The following is a 13,668-nucleotide window of genomic DNA, read 5'->3' on the forward strand; positions in this document are numbered from 1 at the left end:
TAGTCTGCGCGTTGAATTCGCGGCAGCGATTCGTAAATTATGGATATCCTACTGTAATTACAGCTTCTTAACAAATTGTGCGTAAGCGTATATTTTTTTGAAAAGCTCAAATCAAATGAAATTTGGTCAAATAAAAAGCGAAGCCCTTACAAGCTTCGCTTTTTATCTTGGTTAGGTGACTGTTCTAGTCATTCATTTCCGTCAGATAGCGTTCGGCTTCCAGTGCTGCCATGCAGCCCATACCTGCTGCTGTCACGGCCTGTCTGTAGATTTTGTCAACGCAGTCACCCGCAGCAAAAACGCCGGGAATGTTGGTTGTAGCTGTGCCGGGTGTCGCCAGAATGTAGTTTTCATCATCCAGATTCAGCTTGCCTTTGAATATTGCTGTTGCGGGGTCGTGTCCAATAGCCACGAACATGCCGCTGGTCTCAAGTTCAGAGAAAGAGCCATCTTGAGTATCTTTTAGTTTTAGGCCAGTAACGCCATCTGTCGGTGTGCCCAAGACATCATCGACAACTTTGTTCCACTGAATGTCGATCTTTTCATTCTTTAACAAACGATCTTCGAGGATTTTTTCACAGCGCAAAGCGTCTCTTCTGTGTACCAGTGTCACCTTAGAGCAGATGTTTGCCAGATAGAGAGCTTCTTCGACAGCTGTGTTACCGCCTCCGATAACTGCAACCTCTTTGCCACGATAGAAGAAACCATCACAGGTCGCACAGGCTGAAACACCACGTCCGTTGTATGTCTCTTCGCCTTTTAGTCCTAACCAGCGTGCCTGGGCGCCTGTGGCTATGATCACTGTGTCGGCAACATAGCTATTGCCGCTGTCGCCTGTACAGACAAAAGGACGTTCATCAAAATTGACTTCGTTGATGATATCAAAATGCATTTTCGTGCCAACGTGTTCGGCTTGCTTTTGCATCTGTTCCATCAACCATGGACCTTGAATGACGTCCGCAAATCCCGGATAGTTTTCGACCTCTGTGGTGATGGTCAGCTGGCCGCCGGGTTGGAGGCCTTGAACCAATATTGGTTCAAGGTTCGCGCGCGCGGCATAGATAGCGGCGGTATAGCCTGCGGGGCCAGAACCGATAATCAGTACTTTGGTACGGTGGGTTTCGGACATGCTCTTTGTATCTTTCTCGTTTGTGTCTTTATCGGATCGACATTATTCCGAGACACCATAACAACACCAAAGTTGATCAATAATTGATCTAAGTGGTGAGAAACGAGGTGGAAATCCCTGTAGTAATCTTGGGGAAATCTCGGTGAAAATCACGATAGAATCGTCTTATGCTTGAGTGAAAAATAGAGTGCCTAGACGTTCTCTACAAGGGGCAGATCAATATCTTTTGGGCTTTATCTAAAGGCTTTTGTGTTTCTGTTATCGACGCCCGGAATTATCAAGCTTTTTCAATATGATCTTGGCTATCCGCTGTGATTCGCAAAGCGGAGGATAGGGCCATGTCTCTAACGTACCGTTAAAGGGGCGGATGATACCGTCATCTCTAAGCTTTTGGTGAAAGCGATCAAATTTTTTGGTGCCCCCTGCCAAATCGACGGTAAAGACTGGCCGGCCAGTACTTGCAGCCTCTGTAACCATATTCACGGAATCACTGGTGACAATGATGGCGTCGGCTGATCCTAAAAAACCAAAATAAGGGTTCGGGGACTGTCCATCCCATACAAAAGCCGGAATGTCTTTCAGGTAGCCGGATAATAAGGCCGCGTTTTTCTGTCCGGTTCGTCTTGATGTTGTTAGCAGAAACCCACATCCAGTTTGTTGATGCAGATTTTGAAGCTGATTGCCAAGTTGATGAATAATGTTTTCTGTTAAATCGTAGGCTTTGCTTTTTCCGCCGATCAAAACAGCAACTAACGGTCTTGGCAGGCCTGAGATGCGTGGGGCGAGTTCTTTTTTACTAACCTCAAGCAGATCTGGTGTGATTTTATTAAGGGCTCCACAGGTGGTTAGGACATTAGAGCCTCTTAATTTATCGTGTTCTGGTGTTACGACCAGATCATAAAGGTCTGGCGATATCTTGGAATCCTGAATCTGAATGGCAAAGGTTTTGCCCTTACTCAGTTTGCGCACCAGTGCGGTAAAAAGCGCGGCTTGCCGTCCACAGCCGATTATAACGTCTGGCCAGCTTTCTTCGTGCGCGTCTTGTGGGGGAAAGAGAGATGCATCGTAAATACCGGTATGCAGCGGGATGAGAGCTGGTGGTAGCCACTTCCAAGGAAATTTCATCTGCACATGGTGAATGACAGGAGCAACCCCCATTGCTGCTGCCAGGCCCAGACAATTGGCTTCTATACCGGCGCGTCCATCGCTAACAGCCCAGCAAACAAGGTTTTTCTTAATTTCTGTCATTGTTCAGGGAATATCGCGCGACAAGAGGATTTAGACAAGGAAAAGACCACTATTGTGACAGTTACCTAATAGAATTTGTTTGTTGGATCTTGAAAAGATGGAGGTCACGAGTAATATTGTTACTCAAAATTACTCGATTCGCTCTAATTGTTTATCATGTGACCGCATGAAGGCTTAGGGTGTTACCGGAAACACTGTACAGGACGTTTGCATGCGCCGCGTAAAGTTAGATCGTATAGATCTTCGTATACTTCAGGATCTTCAGGAAGATGGACGTGTTACGAACGTCGAACTCGCCCGCCGGGCAGGTATTTCTGCACCCCCTTGCCTAAGACGGGTAAGGGCTTTGGAAGAGGCTGGCTTTATCAAGGGGTATCACGCAGAGCTAGAGGCCGAAGCCTTGGGCTATGAAGTGACTTTCTATGCCCTTGTTGGCCTTTCTGGTCAGTCCGAGCAGGTGTTGACTGAATTTGAAAGCTTTATGAATGAGTGGCCGGAAGTGCGCGAAAGCAGCATGACCCGTGGCTCTAATGATTTTGTTTTAAAGCTGGTTGCCCGCAATACCAGTCATGAAAACGAATTAACAGAAAAGCTAACGGCTGCGCCTCATGTGGCGACAGTACAGACCATTCAAGTCATCAGAACCTCCAAGCATATTCCTGGGGTTCCAATTGATGATAATGATGCGCTTCTTTTGGGGGGCGGACAGGAATAAGCCCAGTATTCACTATTAAGCACTGGTAAGATAAATAAAAAGAAGCTCTGTATCTCTTATGAAATCAGAGCTTCTTTTTTTTGGGAAGGGCATTTACATGTCGATCACACAGTTCCTGCCCTTATCTTTTGCTTTGTAAAGGGCACGGTCTGCTTTTTTCATGACATCCATCGGGTCTTCGTGCTTTTCAGTTCGTTCTGACACACCAATGGATACGGTGACTTTAACTTTTTTATTACTGCTACTCTTCTTTGATTTTGACGGTTTTTTCGCGGGTCGATCTGATCCCCTGATAACAAAAACAGTTCCTTGAATACGTTCCCTGACTTCTTCCAGATAGTCGAAAGCTTCGTCAACGGTCTTTCCGGGGAAAAGTAAGGTGAATTCTTCCCCTCCGTATCGGTAGGCGCGGCATCCACCGCCCGTCTGGTTAAGACGGGAAGAGACCATGCGTAAAACCTGGTCGCCGACATCATGCCCGTAGGTATCATTAAATTTTTTAAAGAAATCTATATCGACCATCGCCAGTGTGTAGCGACGCCCCAGTTTTTTCATGTCTGCAAGCAATGCCCGCCGGGCTGGAATACGGGTCAACTCGTCCAGAAAAGCCATACGGTGTGATTCTTGGAAAAGGCTGAGAATAAGTAACAGAGATGCGAGGGTTATAAATATGGGAGTGGCGGGAAAATCTCCAAATCGAAGGGCGGCACCCAATAGTGCGATGAGCCCCCCAAGATAACCTGCATCCATTGGCCTTTGGTAGATGATTAGACGAACGGTCAAAACCAGAGCAGCGAAACTGAATGCGCCAAAGGCCAAAGCAGGCAGAGGCATCCAGAGGCCCCAGGTGGGACGCCATTGCATGGCGTAGTTCAAATCAATCCACAGGTTGGAAAAGATGCCCAGGTCATTGGCTGGATACCCAAGTGTCGCAATCATCCCGGCTGCGGCGAAGAGTGATAATCCTTTCGTGAAACCCGAAGGGGTTAAAAGCCCGCGTTCTTCACTAATCGCTAGCCCCACCCACATAAGGGGGATCAATATAAATGCGGCTGAATACTGTGTCTCAGACATCTCACCACTGAAATAGGAAAGACCAACAGCAATGGCGAAACAAAAAACAGGATTGATTTTTCTAAACCAAAGACAAAGCCCAGCCCCCAAAATCGACAAGGTTGTCGGTGCAATAGCGAGCAGCAGATCTATCGGTGCGGGATAGCTTTGCGGATAGGCCACCAGATAAATAGCTCCTGTGACGAGCAGAATCGGGGGGAGGTATAATTTTAAGTAGTCCGAAATCACGGGTAGGGATGCTTTTCGAATAAGAAAGATGTTTTGATTGGCATTAAAGTAAGGTCATTTCTCGGGAAAATAAAATCGGAATTTTATAGATAAATCTCCCTTTTTTATTCGCTCTGTGAAAGTGCCTGTTTTGAAATGCGCTCCATTATATCTTCGATTTCTGGGGTGCCTGGTTTCTCTTCTTCATCAGCGTTTTCATCTAGGAAACTGTCAATATCGGTGTCTTCGCTCAAAGGGATATCTTCTGCGACTGTTGAGCTTTCGTCTGTGGTACTTTCCTGAGACAGGATTTGGTCTTCGAGAGGGTCTTCCAACCCTTCTAAGGGGGTATCTACGTCGCCTGTGTCAGAGGTCTCCATCCCGGAATCCTCGGTATCTGTGTCATCCATGATTTGTTCTTCAGCACTGTTTTCTTCAGTGGGAAGTACTTCTTCCAGATTGTCTGCGATTTCAGCGATAATATCGTCTTCTGTTGCATCGGCCATTTCTTCTGATGCAGCTTCGTCTTCTGAGCCTGATTCAAGAGAATCGAGGGCACCGTCGGATTCGGAGACATCTTCCATAGAAATGTCGTCTGCTTCATCCTCAGAGCTATCGCACAAATCGTCCGCCGCTAGATCGGCTTCGTCCGCAGGCATGGCATTATTGTCATCATCAGATTCAAGATCAAAGACAAGTTCTTCGATTTCGTCGAGATCGCCTTCTTCGTTGCTTTCTGTTGAGCCAGAGCTATGGAGTTCTGGCGTACCTACCTCTAGGTTGATGGCTTCTTCTTCATCATTGGCCTCTGCCTCGGGGACGGGAAGAGAAAGATCGTCATCTACCGATTTGTTTTCAATTCCAACAACTTCGCTCGTCATTGCTGAGATGCGTACATCCATGTCCTGCAAGGTATTTGTCGTATCTCCCTTTTCGATAGATTGCAAAAGAGAGAACAGCATCGTGCGTAGCTGCTCGTTTTCATATTCGAGTTTGCCGATGGTCTGATCCTTCTGCTCGGTAATATTGAGCAGGGCAATCAAGCGTTGGCTATAACCTTTTTGTTGATCAGCTATAAGACCAAAATGTTCTTCTGCTGCTTCGACCCGGGTGCGAAGTTCTTCTAAATCAGACATGCCTGAATCCTATTTCAAAAGTATTTGAATAAAGTATTTGATGAAAAAGGTTTTAAAATCCCTAATTCTCAATATTAATAAGCGCCATTAACCAATTGTCTGGCACAAATGGAGATCAGAATGGAACAACAATACGCAGGTGATGTCTCGGTAGAGCAAGCTTGGGATGTCTTGGAAAAGGACCCGAATGCTGTTTTACTTGATGTGCGAACAGTTCCGGAATTCCAGTTCGTCGGTGTGCCTGACCTGTCACCATTAGGGAAAGATGCGCAACTCCTTTCTTGGCAGGTTTATCCGCAGATGCAGGTTAATCCTGATTTTGTGACGACGATAAAGCAGTTGGGAATACATGAAGAACAGTCCCTTTATATACTGTGTCGGTCAGGAGTGCGGTCCGTTTCAGCGGCGATCGCGTTAACGTCACTCGGTTATAAATACTGTTTCAACATTTTGCATGGCTTCGAAGGGCCTGTGGATGAAAGCGGCCATCGGGGGAAAGTAGCGGGCTGGAAAGCCGCAGGTATTCCCTGGAAACAAAATTAACCGTAATTAATAAGTGTTCCTTTCGGAGAAATATCCCTCAGGGCATAATAAAGTAAATGGATTAGGAAAGATGACGAACAGCAAATCAAATGCTTCAGCACAAAAGCTTCGCCCCCAGACAGAACTGGTGCGCGGCGGGCTCATGCGTAGCGGCTTTGATGAAACGAGTGAGGCGCTGTATCTGAATTCTGGTTACGTTTACAGCTCTGCTGAAGAGGCAGAAGAAGCCTTTAACGGGGGTCGCGAACGTTATGTCTATTCTCGGTACGCGAATCCAACACTTTCCATGTTTGAAGAACGTATGCGGTTGCTTGAGGGCGCTGAAGTCTGTCGTGGAACAGCAAGTGGTATGGCTGCGGTGAATGCAGCTCTTCTTTGTCAGGTGAAGGCAGGGGATCGCGTTGTCGGTGCCAAAGCACTCTTTGGTTCTTGCCTGTTTATCCTGAACGAGCTTCTGCCTCGGTATGGTGTTGAGACAGAGGTTGTTGATGGAACCGACTTGAAAGCTTGGGAAACAGCACTTGCCAAAGGTGCCAAAGCTGTTTTGTTGGAAACACCGTCAAACCCTGCGCTAGATATTATTGATCTAAAAGCCGTTTGTGAAATGGCGCATGCAGCAGGTGCATTGGTGATTGTCGATAATGTTTTTGCGACACCGATGTTGCAAAAGCCGTTGGAATTTGGCGCAGATATTGTTGTCTATTCAACAACCAAACATATCGACGGACAGGGGCGTTGCATGGGCGGTGCTATTCTCTGTTCCCAGGAATTTGACACTGATCATCTTAAGGATTTCCTCCGTCACACAGGACCATCCATGAGCCCCTTTAACGCTTGGACAATGGTTAAGGGGCTTGAGACGCTTGCCCTGCGCGTTGATCGGATGAGCGATAATGCCTTGGCGCTGGCACACCATATGGAAGGGCTGCCGGATCTGAAGAAAGTGATTTATCCCGGTCTGAAATCGCATCCACAATATGATCTTGCTATGGCACAGATGTCTGGCAAGGGAAGTACGTTGATTGGTCTTGAATTAGAGGGAGGTAAAGAAGCTGCCTTTAAAGTTCTAAACCGTCTTCGTGTTGCGGATATTTCAAATAACCTTGGCGATTCCAAGACTTTGATTACCCACCCCTCCTCGACGACGCATCAACGCTTGAGTGAAGAAGAACGTTTGGCTGTTGGTATTACGCAGGGCTTCTTGAGAATTTCAGTCGGCCTTGAAGATGCGGATGATTTGAAAGAAGATTTGGAACAGGCTATTCGAGCTTTATAATTTTACTGTTCTCGGATGTAAGTATAAAAGGTCACCAATTATGGTGGCCTTTTATGGTTTAAAGGTAATCCTATTTTTGAAAATGGGTTTTTAAAATGGTCGACGTCGATACTTCACTAACTTCTGGATAGTTTGAAACAAGCTCTCTGATCTCGTTGGCTTCTTGGGTGGTTTCCAGAGCAAGCTCTATGACTATATCGATTGAGCCACCCAAAGAATGGCAAGCTGTAACGGATGGAATTCTTTCTAAGCGAGGCGCAATGATTTCGCAGGACGGTAGATGTGTCTTAACCATGAGGTAGAGCCTGATTTTTGTTTTTTTGCTCGCCGGCTTGAGAGTATAACCCGTTATTTCACCATCTTTTTCTAATCGTTTAATTCGCTCTACCAACGCGGTTCTTGATAAATCAATGCCTGCAGCGAGCTCTTTTATTGATGCGCGAGCATTTTGTCTTAGTAGCAGCAAAAGTTTTTGATCTTTGGTGTCCAAAAGGTCCTCATATATCGGTCAATCATAGTTATAATAACAGGCTGTACAACACATCATGCCTATTTAGATATCAGAGGCCAGCTTTAAAATAGTGGCTATGGAATTGATATTTATTAGGAGGTTAAAATGAATTTTCTCAACGCGAGTGATTTTGCCGGAGAAAAGGCTTGGGATGCATTGGACTTGGCAGTTGTCGAAGGGGCATCCATACGTTTGCATTGGACGGATAAGCCTTATAAATGGCACGTAAATGATGGCAAGGAAGTATTTGTTGTTTTAGAGGGGAAGGTGAAGATGTTTTATAGAGAGTGTGGTGAAACGCGCCACTATATGATGGGTGAAGGTTCACTCTTTATTGCAGAAGAAGGGGAAGAACATGTTGCTCATCCTCAGGGGATGGCCAGAGTTTTAGTCATAGAGAAAATGGGAAGTATTTGAAAGACGGTGTAAATTTATTTGGGGCTGACCCATTTATTTTACTGCGCAATACATCCAAAGGTTAACCTATATGTAATTTTTTACTGCAATAGTTGAACGCCAAACTCCGTTATTTAGTTGCTAAGGGCGATTTAGTGGTTGGTTGTTTTAAACGTATAGGCTTTCTCTTTTTTCTGTTTTTTGTATTTTTGGTTAAGTTGCCATCCCTAGGGTATGCGCAAAGTGCACAAGAATATTGGTTGTTGAGTAAATACCTGAAGATACACCCGGATCAGGTCGCGATTTCCGAACAGTTCTTTGAACAGGTACGGGGTATTGCAAAGACTTTCGGAGAGAAGAAATTTCCTCCGGTTAAAGTTTTGATCGTGTATCCAGGTCTTCAATTTTCTGATTACTGGCGGCGTTCTATAGCTTCGTTCGAAGGCAGGATGAAGGAGCTTAATATTTCCTATGAGCTGTCGTCTCATTTTACCAAGGCAGGTACAGAAGTCGCGCTTCAGGGAAAACTGCTTGGGCAAAGTGTTAATGATCCAGCAGATTTTTTAGTTTTTACGCTGGATGCAACGAGACATAAGGGGATGATTGATCGTATAATCTCGGCTGGTAAGACCCGTGTACTGCTGCAAAATATCACATCACCGATTAAAGCATTCGAGAAAAAGCAACCTTTACTCTACGTCGGTTTTGATCATGGTGTCGGGGCACAGATTTTAGCTGATCGCTATAAGAGTGAGTATCCTGATGGCGCCAATTATGCTATTCTTTATGGTACGCAGGGTTATGTAAGCAGCCTACGCGGGGGTGTCTTCCATAGAGAAATGTCTCAACATAAAAGCTCAAAACTTCTGGGGTCTTACTATGTTGATTTTAATCGTGAAAAGGCTTACCGGGCAACAATGGAGCTCTTAAATGAAAATGCGGATCTCGATTTTATCTATGCCTGCTCTACTGATATTGCCATAGGTGTAATTGATGCGTTGAGAGAGACAAAGCGATTGGGGCAGGTCAAGGTCAATGGTTGGGGCGGAGGAAGTAGCGAGCTTGCCGCAATAAGTCGTGGGGAAATGGATTTTACTGTTATGCGTATGAATGACGATAACGGGGTGGCAATGGCCGAAGCCATAAAGTTGGTACTGGCTGGAAAAGAAAAACAGGTTCCGACCGTTTTTTCTGGTGACTTTAAGGTTGTTGATCAGTCAACTACCTCGGAACAGCTTTTGATATGGAAAAAAGATGCCTTCCGGTACTCGGACTAATATTTCAAAAGGAAGGTATGTCTTCAGGCTGTCGACAGTCATTGCCGCAGCATTTTTGTGCTTGATGCTGGCGGTCTCAGGGGTTGTTAGTTTTGCCGGTTATTGGGGGGCCCGTGACGCGGTTCAGACTGATATCAGTAGCTTGGGGGAGAAAAGTAAAACTATTGGCCGACTTCTCTTTGATGCACATTTACAGGTATCCAAAAGTGTTCTGGATTTAACTGTTATTAATGAAAAAGTTACAACGGGTTTGCAGTCGGGGAATCATGAGCTTGTCGCAGAAGCGTTGAACGAGGCGTATTATTCGCAACAAGATGGAGACCTTGATGTCTTGTTTGTCCAAATTGGGCAGGGAACTGAAACGATTGATGTAAGCGCATCCCTCTTTGAAACAGGTCGTTTGTTGGAACAGGCGCTCGCCAACAATCGAATGCGTTTTATTAACGAGATGTTTGTGACGGTTGAACAAGAGCAAACGCTTTATTCTATTCTGCATAAAAAGGAAATCTTGCACCTTAATTCGGGTAAGGTACTGGGGTATTTATATGCCGGGGTTATTCTTAATGACGCGACATCTGTTCTTAATAAAATTAACAATAATGTTGATAGCTCATCTTTGGCTTTAGTGTCTGGGGATATTATTGTTTCTCAACTTAATAATAGATCAACTGAAACTTATGCTGTGTCAGACGCACTGGCGGATTCTGAAGATGTGCTTGCTCTTTCTCTTCCTTTAGATATCGAAAGTTCTGACAGTCAGTTTCTTGAGCTCAAAATATTTTATCCTCAAGAAACGGTAAAAAACTTGGGTCAAAATTATCTCGATATTGTTCTGACAATGGCCGTGATTACTTTTATATTATCGTTGTTGTCTGTTTGGGTTGTTCGTCGGTTTAGCCGGACAGCTATTCATAACTTAAAGGAATATGCTGCGTATATTTCCCTCGGAAAGAACCAAAAACAGTATGCCCCTTCAAGAATTAAGGAATTCAACGAAATAGGCGAAGTTTTGCATCAGGTTGTCCTGGATCTTGAAGAAACGGAAGCTCGTGCAGAAGCTATTCTCGATAACGCAAGTGCCGTAATTTATTATAAGGATGTTGAGGGGCGATATCTTTTTGTAAATAAAAGCTATGAAGATCTTTTTCAGGTCAAAAAAGACCAACTTATTGGTCGAAAAGGTATGGAACATATACCTGCTGATTTCTCAGAAGAAATGACAGGGAATGATCTGGAAGTTCTGAAACAGAATAAAGCGATGACTTTCGAGGAGCAGGCCCGTCACGATGATGGCATTCATACTTATTTGAGTGTGAAGTTTCCGTTAAAGTCAGGGGCTGGTGAAACCGTCGGTATTTGCGGTTTTGCGACTGATATTACGGATCGAATCAAGGCGGAAAAAGCTCTGAGGTCAGCCAAGGAACAGGCTGAATATGCAAATCGTAGCAAACTAGAGTTCCTTGCTAATATGAGCCATGAACTTCGGACGCCGTTGAATGCTGTGATTGGATTTTCTGATCTTCTGTCGATGCAGTTGAAGGAAACGCTGGATGAAAAGAAACTTCAATATATTGAGGATATCAATCAGTCAGGCATTTATTTACTAAGTCTGATTAATGATATTTTGGATGTTTCTCGGCTAGAGCTTCACAAAGTAAATATAGACGAGGACTATTTTGATCTGAACAAAACGCTAAAAGATGCGTGTCGCATGCTCAAGGCGAGAGCTGAAGATGCAAGAGTTGACCTTAAGATAGAGCCTTTTGAGGCTTTACCCGAGATGATCGGGGATCAAAGGCGTGTGAAGCAAATAGTATTGAACCTTGTTAGTAATGCGATAAAGTTTACGCCAGAACTCGGGATGGTACGGGCGAGTACTTTGCTCAATGAGAAGAGTGAAATTGTTCTTCGGGTGTCTGATACAGGGGTGGGTATTGCAGAGGGCGATTTAGCCCGTGTCCTTGACCCATTTGCTCAAGTTGAAAATAGCATGACGCGAACACGAGAAGGATCTGGCTTGGGCTTGTCCTTGGTGCGGTCGCTCACCGATCTGCATAATGGTGATTTACGTATACACAGTGAGCTGGGAAAAGGCACTGAAATAACGATTTCATTCCCAGCTTCCCGAACGACAGGTGATACCGTTTCCAATGGGGATCAGACAACGATCCACTAAAGTTGACCTCCACTAAAACCGGCCCGGAATTATAGGGTTATAGGCTTAGTTTCATGCCCTCGTGGCTAGCTTTGAAGCCTAACTTTTCATAAAAATTGAGGGCTTCAGGGCGTGCCTTGTCTGTTGTTAGCTGGACGAGTTCGCAACCACGCTTTCGACACTCAGTGATGGCCCATTCAAACATTTGTCGACCAAGGCCAGAGCCTCGATGACCGGAAGCAATGCGGACACTTTCTATCTGTCCTCGCCACATGCCAAGGCGAGAAAGGCCGGGGATGAAGGTTAGTTGGAGGCAGCCGATAATCTCATTTGCCTGTTCAACCACGGTAAGGTACTGGTTCTGATCTTTATCAATGGCTTCGAAGGCTGCTCGATATTTTTGATTCACCGGCAGAGAAGCATCTTCGCGTGTTGAGCCGAGGTCGTCATCTGCCAGCATGGAGATGATTACCGGAAGATCATCTTCTTGTACCTGTCTGAAAGTTATATTTGTCATGGGTGCAGAATAGGAGTGATCATATTTCTCCGCAATACGTTAATCCAGAAGTGGCAATAATCTCGTTAGAAAGAGAGCGTTCATTGATATCCCAGCTTTATCTCGACTTCTGCAAGACAGGCATCAATGATATCCATGGCATTTTCCATTTCTTGTTGCGTTGTGACCAGAGAAGGGGTGAAGGTCAGAACATTCCCCATGGTGGTTTTGAAGCTAAGGCCTTTATCTAGAGCTGCATATAAAACCATATCGGCTGCGTCATTGGCTGGTTCTCTCGTGTCTCTGTCTGTCACAAGCTCCGCGCCGAATAGACATCCACGTCCCCGCACGTCACCAATCAGAGGATGACGTTGTTGCATTTCCTGCAGGCGTTCAAGTGCATAAGCGCCAACCTTTGCGGCATTTTCAACCAAGCCTTCGTCTTCGATGATTTGTAAGGTAGTTAGTGCAGCCCGGGTCGTGACGGGGTTTTTTTCGTGTGTGTAATGCCCATAGGCATAGCGATCTGCAATATCCAGTTCTGGCCGACAAATGGTTGCGGCGATAGGAAGAATGCCACCGCCAAGACTTTTGCCAACGACCAGAATATCAGGAATGACATCGTCGTATTCGCAAGAAAACATCTTCCCGGTTTTACCTAGCCCTGTTGGAATTTCATCAAAAATGAGAAGTGCGCCAAAGTCGTTACAGGCTTCGCGAACTTTCTTCCAAAATCCTGGTGGCGCAACATAAGGTACAGCACGTGTTGGCTCGGCAATGACGGCGGCAACATCCCCTTCCTTTTCCAGAACGTAACGAATGGTATTGGCGCAGAGTTCCGCAGAACCTTCTGTTACGCCCCATGCATTGCGATAATCACCGAACGGCGGCACGTGTTCTGTTCCGGGCAACAGAGGGCCTATGGGGCCTGAGCGGAACATCTCTTCGCCGCCGATAGAGCGCGCCCCAAATCCTGCCCCGTGGAATGAGTCCCAGAAAGAAATGGTTTTGAAGCGTCCTGTCTTGGCGCGGGCATAGGCAAGGGCAATTTCGATGGCATCTGATCCTCCGGTTGCGAAGAGAACCTTGTTTAAATCACCGGGGGCGAGACTAGTTATCTTTTCGGCAAGCTCTACGGCAGGATCACAGGTAAAGCGTCGTGGTGCAAAGGACAGATCATCTAGCTGTTGTTTGATTGCTTGTTTTAAACGGGGATGACCATAGCCAATGTGATGCACATTGTTGCCATGAAAATCCATGAATCGATGTCCACGGTTGTCTTCGATCCAAATACCCTCGGCTTTTTTGATGACCGAGAGACAAGGCGTGGAAACGGATTGATGAAGAAAAACTTTCTCATCTCTACGAAGGAGTTCCTCTGCTTCCTTATCAATATTTTTGTCATGCCAGACTTTGCGACGTGGAGAGTGATTAACGTCACCCTCGGCCCCTTGGGGCGTTTTAGCGGAGGATGAGATATGACTGTTCATAGGGCTAAGGCCTTC

At 45.6% G+C, this 13,668-nt stretch carries 13 protein-coding genes; 6 read left to right on the forward strand and 7 right to left on the reverse strand.

The window, feature by feature from the left end; genetic code table 11:
• Positions 1-184: 184 nt before the first annotated feature.
• Together trxB and ACN0QW_RS01955 are read right to left on the reverse strand one after the other, a co-directional pair.
• Positions 185-1,129, reverse strand: a complete 945-nt coding sequence (gene trxB, locus ACN0QW_RS01950) for a thioredoxin-disulfide reductase (RefSeq protein WP_417428294.1) — start codon at positions 1,127-1,129, stop codon at positions 185-187.
• 258 nt (positions 1,130-1,387) lie between these two features.
• On the reverse strand, positions 1,388-2,377 hold the full coding sequence (locus tag ACN0QW_RS01955; protein WP_417428296.1) for a mitochondrial fission ELM1 family protein: 990 nt from the start codon (positions 2,375-2,377) through the stop codon (positions 1,388-1,390).
• A 211-nt stretch (positions 2,378-2,588) separates the two neighbouring features.
• Between ACN0QW_RS01955 and ACN0QW_RS01960 the strand changes: the two genes are divergently transcribed.
• Positions 2,589-3,092: an Lrp/AsnC family transcriptional regulator gene (locus ACN0QW_RS01960; protein WP_417428298.1), complete on the forward strand. Its 504-nt coding sequence runs from the start codon at positions 2,589-2,591 to the stop codon at positions 3,090-3,092.
• A 93-nt stretch (positions 3,093-3,185) separates the two neighbouring features.
• Here the strand turns inward: ACN0QW_RS01960 and ACN0QW_RS01965 are convergent, their stop codons facing one another.
• Both ACN0QW_RS01965 and ACN0QW_RS01970 read right to left on the reverse strand, forming a co-directional pair.
• The gene (locus ACN0QW_RS01965) at positions 3,186-4,328 is read right to left on the reverse strand and encodes a sensor domain-containing diguanylate cyclase (protein ID WP_299378574.1); all 1,143 of its coding nucleotides are present in this window, start codon (positions 4,326-4,328) and stop codon (positions 3,186-3,188) included.
• Between the two features lie 170 nt (positions 4,329-4,498).
• Complete coding sequence (locus ACN0QW_RS01970; protein WP_417428301.1) at positions 4,499-5,509, reverse strand: hypothetical protein; 1,011 nt, start codon at positions 5,507-5,509, stop codon at positions 4,499-4,501.
• Positions 5,510-5,629: 120 nt separating this feature from the next.
• Between ACN0QW_RS01970 and ACN0QW_RS01975 the strand changes: the two genes are divergently transcribed.
• Both ACN0QW_RS01975 and metZ read left to right on the forward strand, forming a co-directional pair.
• Positions 5,630-6,052, forward strand: a complete 423-nt coding sequence (locus ACN0QW_RS01975) for a rhodanese-like domain-containing protein (protein ID WP_417428303.1) — start codon at positions 5,630-5,632, stop codon at positions 6,050-6,052.
• Between the two features lie 70 nt (positions 6,053-6,122).
• Complete coding sequence (metZ, locus tag ACN0QW_RS01980) at positions 6,123-7,328, forward strand: O-succinylhomoserine sulfhydrylase (protein WP_417428305.1); 1,206 nt, start codon at positions 6,123-6,125, stop codon at positions 7,326-7,328.
• 70 nt (positions 7,329-7,398) lie between these two features.
• Here metZ and ACN0QW_RS01985 read toward each other — a convergent pair whose 3' ends face one another.
• Complete coding sequence (locus ACN0QW_RS01985; protein ID WP_417428307.1) at positions 7,399-7,818, reverse strand: Lrp/AsnC family transcriptional regulator; 420 nt, start codon at positions 7,816-7,818, stop codon at positions 7,399-7,401.
• Between the two features lie 126 nt (positions 7,819-7,944).
• Here ACN0QW_RS01985 and ACN0QW_RS01990 point away from each other — a divergent pair, with 126 nt between their 5' ends.
• The 3 genes from ACN0QW_RS01990 to ACN0QW_RS02000 all read left to right on the forward strand — a co-directional run bounded on the left by ACN0QW_RS01990 (position 7,945) and on the right by ACN0QW_RS02000 (position 11,688).
• Entirely contained in the window at positions 7,945-8,256 is a 312-nt protein-coding gene (locus tag ACN0QW_RS01990; protein ID WP_417428309.1) for a hypothetical protein, read from the forward strand.
• 134 nt (positions 8,257-8,390) lie between these two features.
• Positions 8,391-9,512, forward strand: a complete 1,122-nt coding sequence (locus ACN0QW_RS01995) for a substrate-binding domain-containing protein (protein WP_417428311.1) — start codon at positions 8,391-8,393, stop codon at positions 9,510-9,512.
• Positions 9,490-11,688: an ATP-binding protein gene (locus tag ACN0QW_RS02000; RefSeq protein WP_417428313.1), complete on the forward strand. Its 2,199-nt coding sequence runs from the start codon at positions 9,490-9,492 to the stop codon at positions 11,686-11,688. The genes ACN0QW_RS01995 and ACN0QW_RS02000 overlap by 23 nt, the downstream gene beginning before the upstream one ends.
• 37 nt (positions 11,689-11,725) lie before the next feature.
• On the opposite strand, the gene ACN0QW_RS02005 is transcribed toward ACN0QW_RS02000, so the two are convergent.
• Both ACN0QW_RS02005 and ACN0QW_RS02010 read right to left on the reverse strand, forming a co-directional pair.
• Positions 11,726-12,184 carry a GNAT family N-acetyltransferase gene (locus tag ACN0QW_RS02005; protein WP_417428315.1) on the reverse strand — a complete coding sequence of 153 codons (459 nt, stop codon included), beginning with the start codon at positions 12,182-12,184 and terminating at the stop codon, positions 11,726-11,728.
• An 80-nt stretch (positions 12,185-12,264) separates the two neighbouring features.
• Positions 12,265-13,653, reverse strand: a complete 1,389-nt coding sequence (locus ACN0QW_RS02010) for an aspartate aminotransferase family protein (protein ID WP_417428317.1) — start codon at positions 13,651-13,653, stop codon at positions 12,265-12,267.
• Between the last annotated feature and the right edge of the window lie 15 nt (positions 13,654-13,668).

The sequence above is a fragment of the Kiloniella sp. genome (assembly GCF_048259265.1).
In the GTDB taxonomy this organism is placed as follows: domain Bacteria; phylum Pseudomonadota; class Alphaproteobacteria; order Kiloniellales; family Kiloniellaceae; genus Kiloniella.